Origin of the sequence: Streptomyces sp. NPDC016469, from assembly GCF_040632905.1 — a bacterium.
Lineage (GTDB): Bacteria > Actinomycetota > Actinomycetes > Streptomycetales > Streptomycetaceae > Streptomyces.
The window spans coordinates 18,266-38,384 of the sequence record NZ_JBEYCQ010000022.1 but is presented as its reverse complement, the minus strand read 5'-3'; the positions used below and the strand labels follow the sequence as shown (position 1 = coordinate 38,384).

The window sequence follows — 20,119 nt, the reverse complement described above, 5'->3', positions numbered from 1 at the left end:
GCGGGCGGGGCTACGGAGTGCGGTGCACCACCGACTTCCCGCCCCGGTCCCGGGCGTCCCGCTCGGCCAGCACCCGCCGCAGCGCCTCGTCCGCCGCGCCCAGCCGCCGTTCCATCTCCTCCGCGGCCGCCTCCACCTCGGCCAGCGTCACCCGGTGCTCCGGCGCCACCGCGCCGTCCGGCGCGCCCCCGGGCGCCGCCAGCGCGCCCGCGAGCTCGCGGTCCACCTCCGCATACCGCCTCAGCGACGCGACCCGGTCGCCCTGCGCCTCGCGGATGCGCTCCAGCCGGGCCTGCCGCTCGGCCAGGTCGGCCGCCGCGTCGCCGTGCACCCGCTCCTCCTCGGCCAGCGCGCGCTGCGCCGCCCCGGCCCGCTCCAGGACCTCCCGGGTGCGCGGGGCCAGGGCCGCGAGCCGGTCCTCCGAGAGCCGGACCAGCGCGTCGCTGCTGGTCCGCAACGTCCCCTCGACCCCCGCGTCCCGGCCGCGCAGGGCGGCCAGCCGCCCCGCGATGACCTCCTGCTGCTCCTGGAGCGCGTCCAGTGCGAGCACCAGCCGCTCCAGCCTCCGCAACTCGTCCACCTGGCGGCGCAGCGCCTCGTGCTCGGCGAGCCGGTCCCGCAACGCCTCCTCGGCGGCCGCCAGCTTCTCCAGCGCGGCGTGCGCGAGATCGGTCCGCTCGCGCTCCTCCCGGACCCGCTCGCGTACGGCGGCGAGCCGGCGCATCAGCTCCTCCGTACCGCCGACGAACGCCTCGCCCGGCATCGCCGCCGCCAGCAGCCCCGGCAGCGCGTCGGCCAGCGCCCCGGACTCCGCGAGCGCGTCCTCCAGCGCGAACAGCGCCGCGAGGGCGGGCGCACCGCTCTCACCGCCGTCGACCCGGCCCAGCGCCGCGCCGGCCCACCGGAAGGCCAGGCCGAGGACCCGCAGCGCCACCTCCGCCTCCGGCCCGTCCGCCCCGGCACCCGACAGCGCGGCAGCGATCTCGTCCGCGGCCTCGTTCACGACGCCCTCCGTCCCCCGGGTGCACACCCGCACCATCATCACATCACCCGAAGCCCCTCGCGGGGGTCGTCCCGGCCGATACGATCGATCCCCAACCCACCCGAACGCAGGGGGACTTCATGCCGGAAGTCGTGTCCTTCGAAGGGCCGGACGGCGCCTCGCTCCAGGTCGAGGTACCCGACGACGCCCCCGGACTCGAACGCATCTCGCGCGACTCCGGCGAGGTCGTGCGCGCCGGCCGGCGGCTGGAGGACGCGCTCGCCCAGACCCGCCCCGCGCTCCGCTCCGTCATGGAGTCCGTCCGGGCGCTCGGCCCCGACGCGTACGAGATCGAGTTCGGCATGAAGTTCAACGCCGAGTCCGGCGTGGTCATCGCCAAGACCGCGATCGAGGGGCACTTCGCGGTCAAGGTCTGCTGGAACCGCCCCCAGGGGGACTGACCCCCGGTGTCGCCGGACCGGGAACGCCCGCCCTGGCTGGTCAGCGTACGCAGGACCGAGCACGGCGACCCGGTGGGCGCCGGATTCCTCGTCACCCCGCGCCACATCGTGACCTGCGCCCACGTCGTGGGCCCCGGCCGGGCCCCGGAGCCGCCCGCCCGGCCGGTCTTCGTCCGGTTCCAGTACGCCGCCCCGCACGACCCGCTGCCCGCCGCGGTCGTCCCCGGCGGCTGGCACCCGGACACCGGCGACGGCACGGGCGACGTCGCCGTCCTCGAACTCGCCGCCCCCGCACCCCCCGAGGCCCTGCCCGCCCCGCTCCGCACCACCGACCCCGGCACCTGGGACCACCGCTTCCGCGCCTACGGCTACCCCGAGGAACACAAGCGCCTGGGCGTCCCGGTACGCGGCGAGATCATCGGCCACGCCGGCAGCGAGTGGATCCAGGTGGAGGCGGGCCCGCACACCGGCTGGGGCCTGGAGAAGGGCTTCTCGGGCGGACCCGTGTGGGACGTCGACCGCCAGGGCGTCGTCGGCATGCTCGTCGCCCGCGACTCGGTGACCTCGGTCGACCGGCGCACCGCCTACGCGGTCAAGGCGGAGTCCCTGGCCCGCTACTGGCCCGGACTCGCCCCCCTCGTCCGCGACATGACGACGACCGAGGTACGCGACCGGCTGGAGGCCCTGCTCTGGACCCCCCTCACCGCGGACGGCCGCATCCCGAGGGTGGACGAGGTGGACCCGTACGACATCGGCGTCTGCCGCTCCAAATACAGCGACCCGGACCGGGACGGCTCCGCCGGCGCCCCCTACGTGCGCCGCAGCCCCCAGGACGGCCGGCTCGCCGAGCTCCTCACCACCCGCAGATTCGTGCTGCTCGCCGGGCGCTCCAAGGCGGGCAAGTCACGCACCCTGTACGAGGCGCTGGCCCGGGTGATGCCGGACGCCCGGCTCGTCGTGCCCCGCCCCGGCGACTCGGCGCGCCGGACGCTGGACGACCTCAGCCGGCTCAGCCTGCCCACCGGCTCCGACCGCGTCGTGCTCTGGCTCGACGACCTGCACCGCTACCTCCACCCCGGCGGCCTCGACCTCCAGATCCTGGACCGGCTGGCCCGCCGCCGGCCCGCCGTGACGGTCGTGGCGACCCTCCCCGCCAAGCAGCGGGCCGCGCTGACCGCCATGGAGAACGACGTCGGCCGCATTGCCCGCACCGTCATCGACAAGGCGGGCACCGTCGAACTGCCCACCCTGCTGGGCCCCCAGGACGCCGAGGCGGCCCGGGGGGCGTACCCGGGAGAGGACTTCGCGACGCGGGGCATCGGCGAACTCATGGTCGCCGCCCCCAGCCTGGAGCGGCGCTTCACCGACGGCGCCGAGAGCTGCCCGCCCGGCTGGGCCCTGGCCCGGGCCGCCGCCGACTGGATGCGCATGGGCGTCACCGACCCGGTCCCGGACGCCGTCCTGCGCGAACTGTTCGCCGGCTACCTGGCCGAGCACCACCCCGCGCTGGACGCCGACGACACGGCCTACCGCACCGCCCTGGCCTGGGCCCGCGAGCCGGTCGCGGGCACGATCGCGCTCCTCCACCGCGCCCCGGGACCCGGCGGCTACACCGGCACCCCGTACCTGTCGGAGTACCTGGACAGCCGCGACGACGACCCGTCCGCCCCGGTCCCGTGGTTCGCCTGGAAGTACCTCGCCGACCGCCGTCCCGCCGCCGCACTCCTCCCCAGCGCCTACACCGCGCTCGTCCGGGGCGAGGCCGTGATCGCCGGACGGCTCCTGGAACGCATCGCGGACGGCACCGACGACCGCGACAGCGCCGCCTGGGCCGCGCTGATGCTCGGCGAGATGCACCTCTACCTGGCCGACTTCGACGCCGCCGCCCGGCTCCTGGAACGCGCCGCGGAGTCCGCCGTGGACAGCGTCGTCCCGCTCGCCCGGACCGTCCTGGCCGAACTGCTCATGATGTACGGGGACCGCGACCGCTCACGCCGGCTCCTGGAGAGCGCCGTCACCGCCCGCGACCCCCAGCTCTCCCAGGTCGCCCAGGTCGGCCTGGCCACCCTGCTCTTCGCGGACGGCGAGGAGGAGCGCGCCGAACGCATGCTGGAGGCGATCGTCGCGGCCGGCGACACCGAGGCCGCCCCGCTCGCCCAGGCCCGGCTGGTGAGCGTCCTCAGCGGCGCCGACGGCGACGCCGCCGGAGCGCGTACGGGTCAACGCCCCGGCAGCGGCCAGGGCAAGGCCACCGTGCGGGCCGGCGGCGCCCCCGCCGGGCGCACCGAACCCGTCGAGCAGCCGTGGTCGCTGTCCCGCGCGGTCGGCGAGTCCATGGCGGGCCAGGTCGTCTCGGTCGCGCAGGCCAGCCTCGGCTCCCTGCTGGTCAGCCAGGGCGACGTCGACCGCGCCGAGGAACTGCTGCGCTCCGCCCTGGCCGGCGGCAGCGTCCACGCCGTGCCCCGGGCACAGGTGGGCCTCGGCGAGCTGCTGATCGTACGAGGACGCAACGAGGAGGCGGAGGAGGTCCTGCGGGCCCTGATCGCATCGGGCAACCCACTCCTGGTCCCGTACGCCAAGATCCTGCTCGCCGTGTCCCTCCGCCCGCGCGGGCTCATCGAGCAGGGCATGGACCTGCTCCGCGAGGCCGCCGCGTCCGGCCACCCGGCCCAGGGCCCGCGCGCGACCTGCGGCCTCGCCGAGTGGTACGCGAACGAGGGCGACCTGATCACCGCCGAGGAGTTCTTCGAGCGGGCCATCGCCACCGGCCACCCGGAGTGGGGCGGCATGGCCCGGGTCGAGCTGGCCCTGATGCTCGCCGGCAGCGGCGAGGGCCTGGACCGCCCGGCCCGGCTGCTGGACACCGTCATCGAGGCCCGCCACCCCGGCCTCTCCCCGCTCGCCGCCGCCGCGCTCGGCGACCTCCTCGTCCGGGAGGGCCGCATCGAGGACGCCGAGCATGCGTACGGCCTCGCCGTCGCCTCCGGACACCGCGACTGGGCCCAGGTCGTCCGGATCGAACTCGCCCTGCTCCAAGCGGCCCGGGGCGGCAGCGGCAGCGCGGAGGCGGCCGTGGAACTCTTCACCGCGGTCATCGAGTCCGGCCACCCCCACCAGGGCCCCCGCGCGGCCGACCTGCTGGGCGACCTCCTCGTGCGCGAGGGCCGCTTCGAGGACGCCGAGCACTTCTACCGCGTCGCGATCGAATCCGGCCACGCCCAGTGGTCGCTGATCGCCCGCATGGACCTGGCCGTCCTGCTCGCCGACCACGGCGACTTCGCGGAGGCCGAACGCCTGCTCCTGGTGGTCGCCGCCTCGGACGACCCGGGCGCCGAGGCCTGGGCGCGCGGCGTCCTCGGCGTCGTCCACCTCGGCAACGACCGGCCGGAGGAGGGCCGGGAGCAGCTGCGGGCCGCCGCCGACGCCGACGTGGGCGCCGCCTCCCAGTTCGCCCGCTTCCACCTCGCCAAGTGCCTGGCCGCCGACGGCGAGGACGAGGCGGCCGAGGCCCTGGTCCGCACGGTGGTCGACGGCGAACCCTCCCAGGTCACCGAGGTCGCCCGGGCCTGGCTCGCGGTACGGCTGCTGCACCGCGACCCGGACGCCGCGCAGGCGCTCCTGGTGCGGGTGGAGGACTCCGGCGACGCGGAGGCCATCGTCGCCGGCTACCTCGGCGCCGGCGAATACCTGCTGGAGACGGGCGAGGTGCAGACGGCCGGCGAACTGCTCGAAGCGGCCCTGGAGCTGGCCGGCCCCGACACCGCGCCCCGGATCGGCGCCCTGCTCGGCGTCGTCCGGCGCTCGGTCAACGACCTGGACCGGGCCCGCGAGCTCCTGGCGGACGCCCTCGCCGCGGGCGACCCGGAGACCGAACCGCTCGCCCGCCGCTACCTCGGCAGCACCCTCTTCCGCCTGGGCCTGCTCCCCGAGGCCGAGGAGGTCCTGCTGCCGCTCGCCCGCTCCGACGACACCGAGCACCGCCCCCAGGCCCTGCTGCTCCTCGGCCGCGTCCTGGCGGCGGACAACCGCCCGGAGGAGGCGTACCCCTGGCTGGAAGCGGCCATCGAGTGCGCCGACGGCGACGGCGACACGGAGACCGGCGCCCGCCAGACGTACGCGGAACTGCTGCTGAGCGCGGGACGACGGGAGCGCGCCATGGAGATCTACCGGCCTCTGGTCACGGACGACGACGACCCCGACGACGGGTTCCCGGACGAGGAGACGGCCATGGACGACACCGCGCCCCCGCGCACCGACCGCCCGACGCTCACCGCCCCCGCGCGCCCGGCTCCGGCCGCCCCGCACCCGCTCCCGCCCGCGCTGCTCGCGCTGCTGGGCGATGTGGCGGACGCGGAGGGCGCCCACGAGGAGGCCGCGTTCTGGTACGGCCTGGCCGGCCGCACCGGGGAGGGCCGCACAACGGCACAGGCCCACGGTTCCTGAGGAACCGTGGGCCTGTGGCTGGTGTCCGAGGGGGGACTTGAACCCCCACGCCCGATAAAGGGCACTAGCACCTCAAGCTAGCGCGTCTGCCATTCCGCCACCCGGACAAGGTGTCTGTCTCGCGGGCCTCGCCCGTTCCGACGTGGAAAACCATAGCAAACATTGGAGGGTGCTCGATCACGCCCGGTCCCGTGTGAAGGCCGCATGACGAGGCGCGGGGGGCCTTGGGTGTGCGGGCGGCGCGCGGGAGGATGAGGGGGAGCACCACGGCGACAGGGAAGGAACCAGCGTGAGCGAGAGCAATGCGGCCCGGAACGGTTCGGGCGAGACCGCCGAGAACGAGGTGGTGGACCTCTGTCGTGACCTGATCCGGATCGACACCAGCAACTACGGCGACCACTCCGGGCCCGGCGAGCGGGCGGCCGCCGAGTACGTGGCCGAGAAGCTGGCCGAGGTCGGACTCGAACCGAAGATCTTCGAATCCCACAAGGGCCGCGCCTCCACCGTGGCGCGGATCGAGGGCGAGGATCCCTCCCGCCCGGCCCTGCTGATCCACGGCCACACCGACGTCGTCCCGGCCAACGCGCACGACTGGACGCACCACCCGTTCTCCGGCGAGATCGCGGACGGCTGCGTGTGGGGCCGGGGCGCCGTCGACATGAAGGACATGGACGCGATGACGCTCGCGGTGGTGCGCGAGCGGATGCGGAGCGGCCGCAAGCCCCCGCGTGACATCGTGCTCGCCTTCCTCGCGGACGAGGAGGCGGGCGGCACATACGGGGCCCGCTATCTCGTGGACAAGCACCCCGGTCTGTTCGAGGGCGTCAGCGAGGCGATCGGCGAGGTCGGCGGCTTCTCGTTCACCGTCAACGAGAACCTGCGGCTGTACCTCGTGGAGACGGCGCAGAAGGGCATGCACTGGATGCGCCTGACCGTGGACGGCACGGCGGGCCACGGCTCCATGACCAACGACGACAACGCGATCACCGAGCTGTGCGAGGCCGTCGGGCGGCTCGGCCGGCACACCTGGCCGGTCCGGGTGACCAAGACCGTGCGGTCCTTCCTGGACGAGCTGTCGGACGCGCTCGGCACCCCGCTGGACCCGGAGGACATGGAGGCCACGCTCGCCAAGCTGGGCGGCATCGCCAAGATGGTCGGCGCCACCCTGCGCAACTCCGCCGCCCCCACCATGCTCGGCGCCGGCTACAAGGTCAACGTGATCCCCGGCCAGGCCACCGCCCACGTCGACGGGCGCTTCCTGCCGGGGTACGAGGAGGAGTTCCTGGCCGACCTCGACCGCATCCTCGGCCCGCGCGTCCGGCGCGAGGACGTGCACGGGGACAAGGCGCTGGAGACCGACTTCGACGGCGCGCTCGTGGACGCCATGCAGACGGCCCTGAAGGCCGAGGACCCGATCGCCCGCGCCGTCCCGTACATGCTCTCCGGCGGCACGGACGCCAAGTCCTTCGACGACCTGGGCATCCGCTGCTTCGGCTTCGCCCCGCTGAAGCTCCCGCCGGAGCTCGACTTCGCGGGCATGTTCCACGGCGTGGACGAGCGGGTTCCGGTCGAGGGGCTGAAGTTCGGTGCCCGGGTCCTGGACCGCTTCATCGACCACAGCTGACCCGCAAGGGCGTAAATCGCCAGCGTGTACGCCTCTAACCGGAACGAGTGAATGGGGCGTTCGGCTCGTAGCCCCGTTACTTCCTCCTCGTTACAGGGGGTGCGGTCCGCGGCTGGGACCGCGTTTGCCAACTAGGAGGAATCATGATCAAGAAGATCGTCGCCGCGGCGGCTGCCACCGGTGGTCTGGTGCTCGCGGGCGCCGGCATGGCCGTGGCCGACTCGGGCGCCCAGGGTGCTGCCATCGGCAGCCCCGGCGTCATCTCGGGCAACGTCATCCAGGTTCCCGTCCACGTTCCCGTGAACGTGTGCGGCAACACGATCGACGTGATCGGTCTGCTGAACCCGGCCTTCGGCAACGTCTGCGTCAACGACTGACGTCGCGCGTCAACCCGTAAGGGTTTGAGCCCGCTCGGCCCCGGACCGCGCTCCACGCGCTCCGGGGCCGTCGGGTCCTTTGCCTCCGCACGGTAGTCCGGGGGTACTCCGGAAGGTAGAAGGCAGGAAACACCTATGCGACAGGTCACGCGAAACGGCCTGATCACCATGGCGGCCGCGGGTGGCGTTCTCGCCCTCGGCGGCGGCTACGCGCACGCCGACGCGGGAGCGGCCGGCGGCGCCTCGAATTCCCCGGGGGTGATTTCAGGGAATTCGGTGCAGATCCCGGTCCACGTGCCGGTGAACGTCTGCGGAAACTCCGTGAGCGTCGTCGGACTGCTCAACCCCGCCGTCGGAAACGCCTGCGGAAACGGTTCGGACGGCGCGTCCGCCGGCCGGCCGGGCTCCGCCTCGGGCACCTCCGGCAGCCACGCCGGACACCGGGCCTCCGACGACCACGCCCGGGGGGCGAAGACGGGCACCGGCAAGCACCGGGCCGACCGCGGGGGCAACGGCGGGAACAACGGGGGCGGGGCCACCGCCCAGGGGAGCGCGACGGGCTCGCCCGGTGTGCTCTCGGGCAACCAGCTCCAGGTGCCCATCGACATCCCCGTGAACGTCTGCGGCAACAGCATCGATGTCGTCGGCCTGCTGAACCCGGCGATCGGCAACACGTGCGAGAACGAGAGCACACCGCCGGTCGACGTTCCGGAACCCCCGGTCCGCCACGTCACGCCGCCGACGCCCGAGAAGCCCACTCCGAACACGCCGGAGCCGCAGACCGTGCCGGAGGCGCCGCAGCTCGCCCACACCGGAGCGGGCGGGCTCGACCTGCTCATTCCGGCCAGTGCGGGCCTGCTGCTGGCCGGCGCGGGCACGGTGCTCTACCGCCGCGCGAAGGCCGCCGCCTGACGGCAGCGCCGCACCGGCGAGCACGACGACAGGAAACGGGCCCCGCACTCGCGGGGCCCGTTTCGCGTGGTCGGACGGTCTTCGGCCGGGCCTTCCGGCCTACCACGTGGCCCGGAGCTGACGGATGATCCGGCGCCGCAGCCGCACGCGGCGACTGCCGTCCAGGCGCAGGGTCAGACGATCCAGCTCCCAGTGCCCGTACTCGGCATGGTCGGTCAACAGGCGGGCCGTGTCCTTCCGGGACACCCCGCGTGGCACGTACACATCGACAAATTCGTATTCCGGCATCGAATCCATTGTGCGGGCAAGGGCCCGGTACGGATAGCGTCTGCCCCATGTCTGATGCTGCGCAGCCCACCGCTGCCGAGGTACGCGCCGCCGCCGATGCGGTCAAAGCCGCGATCGACCACCACCTCGCGGCGGTCGAACGCCGGTCGGGGGACGATGATCCCGCTGTCTACGCCGCGTTCAACGCACTGGCCGCCGCCGCCGAGGTCTACGACGAACTCCTCTACGACCGCCACGACGAGGTCACCCCGTTCGAGATCCCGGGAGAGCAGGACGCCCTGCCGCCCTACAACGGGCCCGACGAGCCGCACGCGCTCAGCGTGCTGATCCGCCGCGACTACGCGGTGGTGGAGCCCCAGCGGCTGGTGGCCCAGGCCCAGCGCCTCGCCGACGCCGACCCGGACGAGCGGGAGGACGGCGGGTCGGCGGTCGTCGGCAACAGCGTGCACGCGGCGCTGGGGGTGCTCTTCGGGGAGTACGAGGCGGACGAGATCGCCTCCCGGCACACGGAGTTCGGCCTGGAGGAGGGCGACTCCACGCTCTGGGTCGCGGCGGCGGACGATCTCCCCGAACCGGGGGAGTGGCTGGCCGCCCCGTTCGACGACGCCGACCCCCAGCTGGTGGTCTGCCGCTTCGACGTCAGCGCGGTCTTCGATGACGACGACCTCGACGACGACGTGGAGGGACCGGGGCACCCCGCAGGCTGAACCGCCGCCCCGGACCCCGGCGGAGCGGCCGGAGCGGCCGGAGGGGCCCCCGCGGACGCCTGGCGCGTCTGCGGGGGCCCCTCCGCGGCTCTCACTGCTTCGAGGGCTCCTGGGACGCCTGGGACGCCTCCAGCAGGGCCCGCAGGCGCGTGGTGCGCTCCTGGGCGGGCACCTCGGCCACCGCACGCGGCAGGGCCTGGTCGGCGCCGTGCACCACGGACAGATGGCGCTCGCCCCGGCCGAACGCGGTGTAGACCCACGGCCGGCTCAGCCCGCGCGCCGCGTCGCCCGGCAGCACCACGACGACCGCCGGCCACCGCATCCCGGCCGCCTGGTGGGCACTGAGCGCCCATGCGTGGCGCACGGAGTCGGCCACCCGCTCCTGCGGTACGACGACGGGGGTCCCCGCACAGTCCAGGTGCAGGCCCTCCGCGTCCGCCGACACGACCACGCCGGGCACCGTCCGCCCCGGCGCCGGCACATGGGCGACCCGGTCGCCCGGGTCGAACCCGCCGAAGCGGCCGGGGCCCGGGTTGAGCCGCTGCTTCAGGGCCTCGTTCAGCGCCCGGGTGCCCGCGGCGCCGCCGTGGCCCACCGTGATGACCTGGGTGTCGCCGGACGGCACCCCGATGGCGCGCGGCACCGAGTCGGCCACGAGCTGCACCGTGCGGTGCACCGCCTCGCCCGCGTCCCGGACCGGGACGATGACGACCTCCTTGCCCGGCGCCGCCACCTGGTTCAGCTCACCGATGCCGATGCCCGAGACCAGCTCGCCGATCGGTCCGGCGTCCGGGGTGCGGGAGACGACGCGGGGGCAGGCACGGGCGGCCAGCACATCGGCGAACACCTGCCCGGCGCCCGCCGAGCCGAGCACGCCCGGGTCGCCGCTGAGGACCAGGCGGGCGCCGTCGGCCAGGGACTCCACCAGCATCGCGCCGGTCTCCACGTCCAACTGGGGCGCGTCCAGCACGACGAGCAGGTCGAGGGCGAGCGCCCCCTCCTCGTCCCGCCCCGGCCCCTCGGCGCCCGACAGCAGCCCGGCGAGCGTGACGGCCGCCTCCGGTGCGCCGATGTCCCGCGCGAGCCGCCGACGGCCGTCCACGCTGTGCGCGGCGCCCAGGGCGCGCAGGCCGAGGCTCCGCGCGGCGGCGATCAGGGCGGCCGGCTCGGCGCGGGCCGCCTCGCCGCCCGTGTGCGCGACGACACCGTGGGCGGCGGCCGCGCGGATCAGCTCGGCAGCCGACGGGGAGGGCGCGGCGGCGGCCGCCTCCGACCAGTCCGCGTCCTCCTGGCCCCCGTTGACCAGCCGGGCCAGCCCGTCGGCCAGGCTCTCCTCCGCCAGCGCGTACCGGTCGAGGCCGAGGAGCACGGGGCCCGGCGCGGCGGCCTGGTCGGTCGCCTCCGCGTCCTCCTCGCCCCCCGCGTCGTCCGGGTCCTCGGGGCCGTCCTGGAAGACCAGCACGACGCCCTCCGCCACGGCGTGCTGCACGGCCGCGGCGGGGTCGCCCACGCCCCGGCCGGCCAGGGCCTCGCGCACCTGGTCCGCGTCCAGCGCGGTGTGGCCGCGGAGCGCGGCGCGCTCCAGGACCCAGCCGGTCAGGGCGGCGGTGCGGCGCTCGTCGTCGGGCCCGCAGGCCGCGCCCAGCAGCGCCCGGGCGAAGCCGTCGGCCTGCTCGGGTCCGACGCCGGGCAGGGCCAGCAGCTGCCAGGGGTCCTCGCGCAGGATCTCGGCGGCCCGGTCCCCGAGCAGCGCGGCGGCGGACCGGCCCAGGGCCGCGGGGGCCCCTCCGGCGGACAGCACGTCGGCCACGGCGGCGACGCTCTCGGGCGAGACGGCCCGGGGCGCGGAGGCGGGCTCGGGGGCCCGCTCGCGTACCGGAGCCGGGGCGGGGGCCGCCCGGCGTGCGGGCGCCGGTGCGGGCGAGTCGTAGAACGCCGTGGCGGGCTTCTGCCCGCTCTCCACGGCCCGGACGGCCGCCAGCAGATCGGCCGCGGTCCCGCTCAGCTTCCCCCCGGCCTCGACGGGCCCGTCCTTCTCGGCCTTCCGCTTCTCGATCCGCTCCCGCAACTCCCGCTGAGCGGCGATCTCGGCCTCGGCCTCGGACACCGCGGGGGCGCCTTCGGCGCCGGCCTGTCCGTCGGCCGGGGAACCATCGGCCGCTTCCGCGCCGCCGGGGTCGCCCTGTGCCTCGCCGGGGGCATCGCCCGCAGCCCTCAAGGCTGTCCCGCCGACGCCGGACTCGTCCCGCGCCTCGCCGGGGGCATCGCCCGCGGCGCTGCCCTGCGCGTCGCCCGCCGCGCTGTCCTGCGTGTCGCTCAGGCCCTCCCTGCCTACGGCGGCACCGTCCGCGCCGGCGGCCTCGTCCCCGGTGTCCGGGCGGGCGCCCCCCTTTGCCTCCGTGCCGGCGGCCTCGGTGCCCGAGGGCGACGGGGCGTCGCCGGGGCCCGCCGGGGCGGCCTCGGCGGCGACAGCCGGTTCGGTGGCCGGGGAGCCGGGGGATTCGCCCCGGGGTAGCGCGGTCACAGCGTGCTCCAGTCCTGGTCGGGATAGCGGTGCACGGGCGCCGACACGTCGTCCAGCGCCTGGCAGATCTCGTCAGGAAGACTAAGCGTCTCCACTGACAACGCCTCCGTCAGCTGCTCCGCGTTGCGCGCGCCGACGATCGGGGCCGCCACTCCGGGCCGGTCCCGGACCCAGGCCAGGGCGACCTGGACGGGTGTGGTGGCCAGTCCGTCGGCCGCGGTCGCCACCGCGCCCACGATGCGGCCCGCCGCGTCGTCCAGGTACGGCTCCACGAAGGGGGCCAGCAGCTCGGACGCGCCGCGCGAGTCGGCCGGTGTCCCCGTGCGGTACTTGCCGGTCAGCACGCCCCGGCCCAGCGGCGACGAAGGCAGCAGCCCGACGCCCAGGTCGAGCGCGGCGGGCAGCACCTCGCGCTCCACGCCGCGCTGGAGCAGCGAGTACTCCATCTGCGTCGCGGCGAGCCGGGTCCGCGCCCCGGGCGCGGCGAGCTGCCAGGTCGCGGCCTTCGCGAGCTGCCAGCCGGAGAAGCCGGACACCCCGGCGTAGCGGGCGCGCCCGGAGGACACCGCGAGGTCCAGCGCCTGGAGCGTCTCCTCCAGCGGGGTGTCCGGGTCGAACGCGTGGAGCTGCCACAGGTCCACGTAATCCGTGCCGAGCCTGCTCAGCGAGGCGTCGAGGGCCGCCAGCAGGTGCCCGCGCGAGGCGTCGACCCTGCGGTACGGGTCGGCGACGCTGCCCGCCTTGGTCGCGATGACGAGGTCCCGCCTCGGCACCAGGCCGTCCACGAGCCGCCCGAGCAGATACTCGGCCTCGCCGCCGCCGTACACATCGGCCGTGTCGACCAGCGTGCCGCCCGCCTCCCAGAACACCTTCAGCTGCTCGGCAGCGTCGTGCTCGTCGGTGTCCCGGCCCCAGGTGAGGGTGCCGAGCCCGATCCTGGACACACGAAGGCCGGTGCGGCCCAGATGCCTCTGCTCCATGGGCGCTGAGATTACTGGCCGCGGGCGCACGCGGCGCAGGGCTGTGGACGACCCGCGCGTGGGCGGCCCCCTGCCGGAGCGCGCTCCCGCGCGCTAAAGTCCGGAACTCAGGGACGTTACTGATCGGTAAGGGGTTCGGCTATGCGGCTCGGCATCAATCTCGGCTACTGGGGCGCGGGGATGGACGGCGACAATCTCGCCGTCGCGCAGGAGGCCGACCGGCTCGGCTACGACGTCTGCTGGGCGGCAGAGGCATACGGTTCCGACGCGCCGACCGTGCTGGCCTGGGTGGCCGCCCAGACGGAGTCCATCGACGTCGGCTCGGCCATCCTCCAGATCCCGGCGCGCCAGCCCGCGATGGCGGCCATGACGGCGGCCACGCTCGACTCCCTGTCCGGCGGCCGCTTCCGTCTCGGCCTCGGCGTGTCGGGCCCCCAGGTCTCCGAGGGCTGGTACGGCGTCAAGTTCGACAAGCCGCTGGCCCGCACCCGGGAGTACGTCGACATCGTCCGCAAGGCGATGACCCGCGAGCGGCTCTCGTACGAGGGCGAGCACTGGACGCTCCCGCTGCCGGGCGGCCCGGGCAAGCCGCTCAAGCTGACCGTGCACCCGCAGCGCGAGCACATCCCGCTCTACATCGCCGCGATCGGCCCGAAGAACCTGGAGCAGACCGGCGAGATCGCCGACGGCGCCCTGCTGATCTTCCCGTCGGCCGAGCACCTGGAGGAGACCGCGGTCAGCCATCTGCGGGCCGGCCGGGAGAAGGCCGGGAAGACGATGGAGGGCTTCGACGTCTGCCCGACCGTGCCGCTCGCCGTCGGCGACGACATCCCCGGCCTCGCGGACATGTTCCGCCCGTACACCGCGCTGTACGTCGGCGGCATGGGCAGCGCGAAGCAGAACTTCTACAACCGGCTCGCCCAGCGCATGGGGTACGAGAAGGAGGCCGCCGAGATCCAGGAGAAGTACCTCTCCGGCGACAAGAGCGGCGCGGCGGCCGCCGTACCGCACCAGCTGATCGACCAGACCACGCTGCTCGGGTCCGTGGACCGCATCGCCGAGCGCATGCAGGCCTACGCGGAGGTGGGGGTCACGACCCTGACCCTGGCGCCGGCCGGCTTCACCCTGGACGAGCGGATCGCCGCGCTCCGGGCCGGTACGGACGCGCTGGAGCGCGCCGGGCTCGCGTAACCGGGAAGGGCTCTGCGGCCGTGGTGGGGGCTCGGGGGTCCTCCCCGCCACGGCCGTCACGGGGAACAACGCGCCCGGGGCGGCGGGGTTACGGGGTCACGCAAAAACGGTTCGCCCGCCGCGATCCCGCCCCGGCACCACCCGTTCGGCCCAGCCGCCGTCCGCTCCTGTTGCCCGCCCCGGCCCCGCGCATTTGACTGGCCCTCGGCGACGCCGGCACGGAGGTGGCAGTGATGCTCTCGGCAAAGAACCTGTTCCAGGAGATCCTCGACAACGACGACTCGTTCCGGCTCTTCTGTTCCATCGCGGCCAGCGGAGAGTCGCAGGGCGGCTGGGAGAACGGCCGGATCGCGGCCCTCGTCCCCGTGAGCCAGCGCCCGCTGGCCCCCAAGATCGCCCGGCACGGCGCCGACGAGGACAAGCACGGCAGGATCTTCAACGCCCTGCTCAGGAAGCGCGGCCTGCACCCCGCGCCCATCCCCCCGGACACCGACTACACGATGCTCCTGGAGCGCCACGGCATCGGGCTCGCGCACGAGCAGCTGAGCCGCGACGAGCCCCTGACGGAGCGCGACATCATCACGTACCTGGCCCACAGCCGGGTCACCGAGCAGCGGGCGTCCGAGCAGATGCGGCTGCTGAACAAGCACTTCGCCGACCACCCCGAGCTCGGCCGCGCGGTCCGGATGATCTCGAACGACGAGGACAACCACCTCGCGTACTGCCACGAGGAGCTGCTGCGCTTCGCGCGCGCCGGGCACGGCCGCACGATCCAGCGCATCCTGCGCGAGTGCGCGCTCGCCGAGATCCGGATCTACCGCGACGTCAGCCTCGCCGTCATGGACCACATGGGCCGGGTGCTCGGCTGGTCCCGGGCGAAGGCCGGGGTGCTCGCCGCGGGTATCCACGCCATGTACGCGTACGAACGCCTCGGCGGCTGGCGGCGCATGGTCAGCCTGGCACCGCCCACCCGGCGCGACGCCCTCGGCGGACCCGCGACGCCCGCGCCCGAGTACGCCTGAGCGGCGGGGGCCGTCAGAGCCAGCCGCGCCGCTTGAACTGGCGGTACAGGCCCAGGACCGCCCCCGCCATCAGCAGCAGCACCAGCGGGTACGAGCCGACCCACCGCAGCTCCGGCATGTGCTCGAAGTTCATGCCGTAGATCCCCGCGACCATCGTCGGCACCGCGGCCATCGCCGCCCAGGCGGAGATCTTGCGCATGTCGTCGTTCTGCCGGACCCCCATCTGCGCGAGATGCGCGGACAGGATGTCGGACAGCAGCCGGTCAAGACCCTCCACCTGCTCGTTGGCCCGGGTCAGATGGTCCTGGACGTCCCGGAAGAACGGCTGAGCGTGCTCCTGGACGAACGGCACCCCGGCGCTCGCCAGCCGGGCCATCGGCGCGGACAGCGGGACCGTCGCCCGGCGGAACTCCAGCACCTGGCGCTTGAAGGTGTAGATACGCGCCGCGGTGTTCTTGGAGTCGTCCGTGCCGCTCGGCGCGAAGACCTGCGTCTCCAGCTCCTCCAGGTCGACCTGGAGCTCGCCCGCCACGTCTATGTAGTGGTCCACGATCGCGTCGCTGACCGCGTAGAGGACCGACGTCGGCCCGTGCCTCAGAACCTCCCGCTCGGCCTCGAGACGGCGGCGCACGGCGGCCAGGGGCGCGCCCTCGCCGTGCCGCACCGTCACGACGAACGAATCACCCATGAACACCATCAGCTCGTGCGTGGTGACCGTGTCGCTGTCGTGGTCGTACAGGACGGGCTTGATCACCGCGAACAGCGAGTCGTCGTAGACCTCCAGCTTCGGCCTCTGATGGGCGGAGAGGGCGTCCTCCACGGCCAGCGGGTGCAGCCCGAACTCGCTGCTCACGAGGTCGAACTCCTTCTCCGTCGGCTCGTGCAGGCCGATCCAGAGGAACGCGTCGCCGGACTTCCGTGCCTCGGCGAGGGCGTCGGAGAAGTCGGCGGGGCCCTCGGTCCGGCGTCCGTCGCGGTAGATGGCGCAGTCGACAATCACGGCGCGCATTCTTCCCTGCTTCCGGCCCGGTATGCACCTTTGGCCCCACCGGGAAACCGGGCCGCGCCCGTACGCTGGACGGCATGCCCACCCTGATCCTCGTACGCCACGGACGCTCCACCGCCAACACGGACGGAGTGCTCGCGGGCCGGACCCCCGGCGTCGCCCTCGACGAGCGCGGCGCCGCACAGGCCGCCGCGCTCCCCGGACGGCTGGCCGCACTGCCGCTCGCCGCCGCCGTCAGCAGCCCCCTGCAACGCTGCCGGGAGACTCTGGAACCCCTGCTGGCCGCCCGCCCCGGCCTGCCGCTGCACGTGGAAGACCGGATCAGTGAGTGCGACTACGGCGACTGGTCGGGCCGCAAGCTCGCCGAACTCACCGACGAACCGCTGATGAGCGTCGTCCAGCAGCACCCCTCCGCCGCCGCGTTCCCCGGCGGCGAGTCGATGCGCGCGATGCAGGCCCGCGCCGTCGACGCGGTACGGGAGTGGAACGCGCGGATCGAGGCGGAGCACGGCGAGAACGCCGTCTACGTCATGTGCTCGCACGGCGACATCATCAAGTCCCTGGTCGCCGACGCGCTCGGCATGCACCTGGACCTCTTCCAGCGCGTCCACGCCGACCCGTGCTCGGTCACCGCGATCCGCTACACGAGGCTCCGCCCCTATCTGCTGCGCCTCGGCGACACGGGCGACCTCGCCGGACTCGCGCCCCGCGAACCGGGCCCGGACGCCGCCGCCGGGCAGGACGCGGCGGTAGGGGGCGGCGCTGGGGCGCCGTGATCGCCGCGCGCAGTAGGGTGGACGCGCCGTAGAACGCTTTCCGAGACTCCGGCCCACCCTCATCTGCCCGTCGACTCTCAAGGGAGACAGGACGTGTCCCGTCAGGTGTTCCTCTACGACCCCCCGGACCGCTTCGTGGCCGGCACGGTCGGGCTGCCTGGACGCCGTACGTTCTTCCTGCAGGCATCCTCAGGCGGACGTGTCACCAGCGTGGCCCTGGAGAAGACCCAGGTCGCCGCGCTCGCCGAGCGCGTGGACGAACTGCTCGACGAAGTCGTACGCCGCACCGGCGGGAACTCCCCGGTGCCCGCCGTCGCCCCGATGGACGTCACGGACACCGCGCCGCTCGACGTCCCCGTCGAGGAGGAGTTCCGCGTCGGCACCATGGCGCTCGCCTGGGACGGCGAGGAGCAGCGCATGATCGTCGAGGCGCAGGCCCTGGTGGAGCTGGACGCCGACTCCGTCGAGGACCTCGCCGAGGCCGAGGAGAGGCTGCTCCAGGACGAGGAGAACGGCCCGCCGATGCTCCGCGTCCGGCTCACCGGCGCCCAGGCCCGCGCCTTCGCCAAGCGCGCCCTGGACGTGGTGAACGCCGGCCGCCCGCCCTGCCCGCTGTGCAGCCTGCCGCTCGACCCGGAAGGACACGTATGCCCGCGCCAGAACGGATACCGCCGGGGCGCCTGACCGACGCGGAGCAGGTCGCCCTGCTGGCCGAGGGCACCCTCACCGTCCTCGGGCAGGTCCGCGGCGCGTCCAACGCGGTGCTGTACTGCTCCGTCGCCCACGAGGGCGAGGAGGCGTACTGCGTCTACAAGCCGGTGGCCGGCGAGCAGCCGCTCTGGGATTTCCCCGACGGCACCCTCGCCCAGCGCGAGGTGGCCGCCTACGAGGTCTCGGAGGCCACGGGCTGGGGCCTGGTCCCGCCGACCGTGCTGCGGGACGGGCCGTACGGCCAGGGGATGTGCCAGCTGTGGATCGAGGCCGGGGAGCCGGGCGAGGACGAGCCGGGGCTGCTCGCGCTGGTCGAGGACGAGGAGCCCGGCGAGGGCTGGAAGGCCGTCGCGTTCGCCGAGGTGGAGGAGGGGAGGACCGCGCTGCTCGTGCACGCGGACGACCCCCGGCTGCGGCGGCTCGCCGTCCTGGACGCCGTCATCAACAACGGCGACCGCAAGGGCGGCCACCTGCTGCCCGCGCCCGGCGGCCGGCTCTACGGCATCGACCACGGGGTGACCTTCAACGCCGACGACAAGCTGCGCACCCTGCTCTGGGGCTGGGCGGGCGAACCCCTGACCGCCGAGGCCGTCGAGGTCCTGGACCGGCTGGCCGCCGCACTGGAGCCCGGCGCCCCGCTGGTCACCCGGCTGGCCGACCTCATCACGGCGGCCGAGATCGAGGCCCTGCGGGCCCGCGTGGGCGGCCTGCGGGCGACCGGGCTGCACCGGGAGCCCAGCGGCGAGTGGCCGGCCATCCCCTGGCCGCCCGTCTGACGCCCGGTCCGCCCGAAGCACGTCGGGGGCGGCGGCGCAAGAGTGCCTCTTCGGTCAGGATCACCCCTCCGGTTCGTATCCGGAAGCCGCATCCGGTTACGCTCGTGGCATGCATGCCTGGCCCGCTTCTGAGGTCCCCGCCCTGCCCGGCAAGGGCCGCGACCTTCGGATCCACGACACCGCGACCGGCGGACGGATCACCCTTGACCCCGGTCCCGTCGCCCGCATCTACGTCTGCGGCATCACGCCGTACGACGCGACCCACATGGGTCATGCGGCGACCTACAACGCGTTCGACCTCGTACAGCGCGTGTGGCTCGACACCAAGCGGCAGGTTCACTACGTCCAGAACGTGACGGACGTGGACGACCCGCTGCTGGAGCGGGCCGTGCGCGACGGACAGGACTGGACCGAGCTCGCCGAGCGCGAGACGGCCCTGTTCCGGGAGGACATGACCGCGCTCCGCATGCTCCCGCCGCGCCACTACATCGGAGCCGTCGAGGCGATACCCGGCATCGTGCCGCTCGTGGAACGGCTCCGCGACGCGGGCGCCGCCTACGAGCTCGACGGCGACGTCTACTTCTCCGTCGACGCAGACCCGCACTTCGGCGAGGTGTCGAACCTCGACGCCGAGGCGATGCGGCTGCTCTCCGCCGAACGCGGCGGCGACCCGGAACGACCCGGCAAGAAGAACCCGCTCGACCCGATGCTCTGGATGGCCGCCCGCGAGGGCGAGCCGAGCTGGGACGGCGGCTCCCTCGGCGCCGGCCGGCCCGGCTGGCACATCGAGTGCGTGGCCATCGCCCTCGACCACCTCGGCATGGGCTTCGACGTCCAGGGCGGCGGCTCCGACCTCGCCTTCCCGCACCACGAGATGGGCGCCTCGCACGCCCAGGTGCTGACCGGCGAGCACCCCTTCGCCCAGGCGTACGTGCACGCCGGCATGGTGGCTCTGGACGGCGAGAAGATGTCCAAGTCCAAGGGCAACCTCGTCTTCGTCTCCGCGCTGCGCCGCGAGGGCGTGGACCCGGCCGCGATCCGCCTGGCCCTCCTCGCCCACCACTACCGCTCCGACTGGGAGTGGACCGACCAGGTGCTCGCCGACGCCGTGGCGCGGCTCGGCCGCTGGCGCGCCGCCGTCTCCCGCCCCGACGGGCTGTCCGCCGACGCCCTGGTCGAGGAGGTCCGCGCGGCCCTCGCCGACGACCTGGACGCCCCGGCCGCGCTGGCCGCCGTCGACCGCTGGGCCGAGCGGCAGGCCGCCGAGGGCGGTACGGACGAGGGGGCGCCCGGTCTCGTCTCCCGTACCGTGGACGCGCTCCTCGGCGTGGCCCTCTAG

Annotated in this window: 17 protein-coding genes and 1 tRNA gene; 12 read left to right on the top strand and 6 right to left on the bottom strand. The window is 74.5% G+C overall.

Annotated elements, in window-relative coordinates:
* Positions 1 to 10: 10 nt before the first annotated feature.
* Positions 11 to 1,003, bottom strand: coding sequence for a hypothetical protein (locus ABZ565_RS24145; protein ID WP_361030509.1), 993 nt, complete (start codon positions 1,001 to 1,003; stop codon positions 11 to 13).
* A gap of 119 nt (positions 1,004 to 1,122) precedes the next feature.
* Here ABZ565_RS24145 and ABZ565_RS24140 point away from each other — a divergent pair, with 119 nt between their 5' ends.
* Both ABZ565_RS24140 and ABZ565_RS24135 read left to right on the top strand, forming a co-directional pair.
* Complete coding sequence (locus ABZ565_RS24140; RefSeq protein WP_361030506.1) at positions 1,123 to 1,443, top strand: CU044_2847 family protein; 321 nt, start codon at positions 1,123 to 1,125, stop codon at positions 1,441 to 1,443.
* 6 nt (positions 1,444 to 1,449) lie between these two features.
* The gene (locus ABZ565_RS24135) at positions 1,450 to 5,886 is read left to right on the top strand and encodes a tetratricopeptide repeat protein (protein WP_361030503.1); all 4,437 of its coding nucleotides are present in this window, start codon (positions 1,450 to 1,452) and stop codon (positions 5,884 to 5,886) included.
* 19 nt (positions 5,887 to 5,905) lie between these two features.
* Here the strand turns inward: ABZ565_RS24135 and ABZ565_RS24130 are convergent.
* A tRNA-Leu gene (locus tag ABZ565_RS24130) sits at positions 5,906 to 5,993 on the bottom strand.
* Between the two features lie 182 nt (positions 5,994 to 6,175).
* Here ABZ565_RS24130 and ABZ565_RS24125 point away from each other — a divergent pair.
* From ABZ565_RS24125 to ABZ565_RS24115, 3 genes are all read left to right on the top strand, one after another.
* Positions 6,176 to 7,510, top strand: a complete 1,335-nt coding sequence (locus tag ABZ565_RS24125) for a M20/M25/M40 family metallo-hydrolase (RefSeq protein WP_361030500.1) — start codon at positions 6,176 to 6,178, stop codon at positions 7,508 to 7,510.
* Between the two features lie 143 nt (positions 7,511 to 7,653).
* Complete coding sequence (chpH, locus tag ABZ565_RS24120; RefSeq protein WP_361030497.1) at positions 7,654 to 7,887, top strand: chaplin ChpH; 234 nt, start codon at positions 7,654 to 7,656, stop codon at positions 7,885 to 7,887.
* Positions 7,888 to 8,022: 135 nt separating this feature from the next.
* Complete coding sequence (locus tag ABZ565_RS24115; RefSeq protein WP_361030494.1) at positions 8,023 to 8,799, top strand: chaplin; 777 nt, start codon at positions 8,023 to 8,025, stop codon at positions 8,797 to 8,799.
* A 99-nt stretch (positions 8,800 to 8,898) separates the two neighbouring features.
* Here ABZ565_RS24115 and ABZ565_RS24110 read toward each other — a convergent pair whose 3' ends face one another.
* Positions 8,899 to 9,087 (bottom strand): DUF5703 family protein, encoded by a 189-nt coding sequence (locus ABZ565_RS24110; protein ID WP_164404066.1) that lies wholly within the window; start codon positions 9,085 to 9,087, stop codon positions 8,899 to 8,901.
* Between the two features lie 47 nt (positions 9,088 to 9,134).
* On the opposite strand from ABZ565_RS24110, the gene ABZ565_RS24105 reads away from it, so the two are divergent.
* Positions 9,135 to 9,794, top strand: a complete 660-nt coding sequence (locus ABZ565_RS24105) for a hypothetical protein (RefSeq protein WP_361030491.1) — start codon at positions 9,135 to 9,137, stop codon at positions 9,792 to 9,794.
* Between the two features lie 91 nt (positions 9,795 to 9,885).
* Here ABZ565_RS24105 and ABZ565_RS24100 read toward each other — a convergent pair whose 3' ends face one another.
* Together ABZ565_RS24100 and ABZ565_RS24095 are read right to left on the bottom strand one after the other, a co-directional pair.
* A complete protein-coding gene (locus ABZ565_RS24100; protein ID WP_361030488.1) occupies positions 9,886 to 12,318 on the bottom strand; it encodes a helix-hairpin-helix domain-containing protein in 2,433 nt (810 codons plus the stop codon).
* Positions 12,315 to 13,298 (bottom strand): aldo/keto reductase, encoded by a 984-nt coding sequence (locus ABZ565_RS24095; protein WP_361030485.1) that lies wholly within the window; start codon positions 13,296 to 13,298, stop codon positions 12,315 to 12,317. Before ABZ565_RS24095 ends, ABZ565_RS24100 begins: the two co-directional genes overlap by 4 nt.
* 141 nt (positions 13,299 to 13,439) lie before the next feature.
* Here ABZ565_RS24095 and ABZ565_RS24090 point away from each other — a divergent pair, with 141 nt between their 5' ends.
* Positions 13,440 to 14,489 carry an LLM class F420-dependent oxidoreductase gene (locus ABZ565_RS24090; RefSeq protein WP_361030482.1) on the top strand — a complete coding sequence of 350 codons (1,050 nt, stop codon included), beginning with the start codon at positions 13,440 to 13,442 and terminating at the stop codon, positions 14,487 to 14,489.
* A gap of 233 nt (positions 14,490 to 14,722) precedes the next feature.
* Positions 14,723 to 15,511, top strand: coding sequence for a ferritin-like domain-containing protein (locus tag ABZ565_RS24085; protein WP_361030479.1), 789 nt, complete (start codon positions 14,723 to 14,725; stop codon positions 15,509 to 15,511).
* A gap of 13 nt (positions 15,512 to 15,524) precedes the next feature.
* On the opposite strand, the gene corA is transcribed toward ABZ565_RS24085, so the two are convergent.
* Positions 15,525 to 16,520, bottom strand: a complete 996-nt coding sequence (corA, locus tag ABZ565_RS24080; RefSeq protein ID WP_361030476.1) for a magnesium/cobalt transporter CorA — start codon at positions 16,518 to 16,520, stop codon at positions 15,525 to 15,527.
* A 74-nt stretch (positions 16,521 to 16,594) separates the two neighbouring features.
* Here corA and ABZ565_RS24075 point away from each other — a divergent pair, with 74 nt between their 5' ends.
* The 4 genes from ABZ565_RS24075 (at position 16,595) to mshC (ending at position 20,119) form a co-directional block, all read left to right on the top strand.
* Positions 16,595 to 17,293: a histidine phosphatase family protein gene (locus tag ABZ565_RS24075; protein WP_361030473.1), complete on the top strand. Its 699-nt coding sequence runs from the start codon at positions 16,595 to 16,597 to the stop codon at positions 17,291 to 17,293.
* A gap of 93 nt (positions 17,294 to 17,386) precedes the next feature.
* A complete protein-coding gene (locus ABZ565_RS24070) occupies positions 17,387 to 17,977 on the top strand; it encodes a DUF3090 domain-containing protein (protein WP_143623319.1) in 591 nt (196 codons plus the stop codon).
* Positions 17,941 to 18,780: an SCO1664 family protein gene (locus tag ABZ565_RS24065; RefSeq protein WP_361030469.1), complete on the top strand. Its 840-nt coding sequence runs from the start codon at positions 17,941 to 17,943 to the stop codon at positions 18,778 to 18,780. Before ABZ565_RS24070 ends, ABZ565_RS24065 begins: the two co-directional genes overlap by 37 nt.
* Positions 18,781 to 18,889: 109 nt before the next feature.
* Positions 18,890 to 20,119 carry a cysteine--1-D-myo-inosityl 2-amino-2-deoxy-alpha-D-glucopyranoside ligase gene (gene mshC / locus ABZ565_RS24060; RefSeq protein ID WP_361030466.1) on the top strand — a complete coding sequence of 410 codons (1,230 nt, stop codon included), beginning with the start codon at positions 18,890 to 18,892 and terminating at the stop codon, positions 20,117 to 20,119.

What these genes read in the sequence shown, in the direction of transcription:
- ABZ565_RS24140 (WP_361030506.1), top strand. Translation starts at nt 1,123, where the DNA reads ATGCCGGAAGTCGTGTCCTTCGAAGGGCCGGACGGCGCCTCGCTCCAG.
- chpH (WP_361030497.1), top strand. Translation starts at nt 7,654, where the DNA reads ATGATCAAGAAGATCGTCGCCGCGGCGGCTGCCACCGGTGGTCTGGTG.
- ABZ565_RS24115 (WP_361030494.1), top strand. Translation starts at nt 8,023, where the DNA reads ATGCGACAGGTCACGCGAAACGGCCTGATCACCATGGCGGCCGCGGGT.
- ABZ565_RS24110 (WP_164404066.1), bottom strand. Translation starts at nt 9,087, where the DNA reads ATGCCGGAATACGAATTTGTCGATGTGTACGTGCCACGCGGGGTGTCC.
- ABZ565_RS24105 (WP_361030491.1), top strand. Translation starts at nt 9,135, where the DNA reads ATGTCTGATGCTGCGCAGCCCACCGCTGCCGAGGTACGCGCCGCCGCC.
- ABZ565_RS24095 (WP_361030485.1), bottom strand. Translation starts at nt 13,298, where the DNA reads ATGGAGCAGAGGCATCTGGGCCGCACCGGCCTTCGTGTGTCCAGGATC.
- ABZ565_RS24090 (WP_361030482.1), top strand. Translation starts at nt 13,440, where the DNA reads ATGCGGCTCGGCATCAATCTCGGCTACTGGGGCGCGGGGATGGACGGC.
- ABZ565_RS24085 (WP_361030479.1), top strand. Translation starts at nt 14,723, where the DNA reads ATGCTCTCGGCAAAGAACCTGTTCCAGGAGATCCTCGACAACGACGAC.
- corA (WP_361030476.1), bottom strand. Translation starts at nt 16,520, where the DNA reads ATGCGCGCCGTGATTGTCGACTGCGCCATCTACCGCGACGGACGCCGG.
- ABZ565_RS24075 (WP_361030473.1), top strand. Translation starts at nt 16,595, where the DNA reads ATGCCCACCCTGATCCTCGTACGCCACGGACGCTCCACCGCCAACACG.
- ABZ565_RS24065 (WP_361030469.1), top strand. Translation starts at nt 17,941, where the DNA reads ATGCCCGCGCCAGAACGGATACCGCCGGGGCGCCTGACCGACGCGGAG.
- mshC (WP_361030466.1), top strand. Translation starts at nt 18,890, where the DNA reads ATGCATGCCTGGCCCGCTTCTGAGGTCCCCGCCCTGCCCGGCAAGGGC.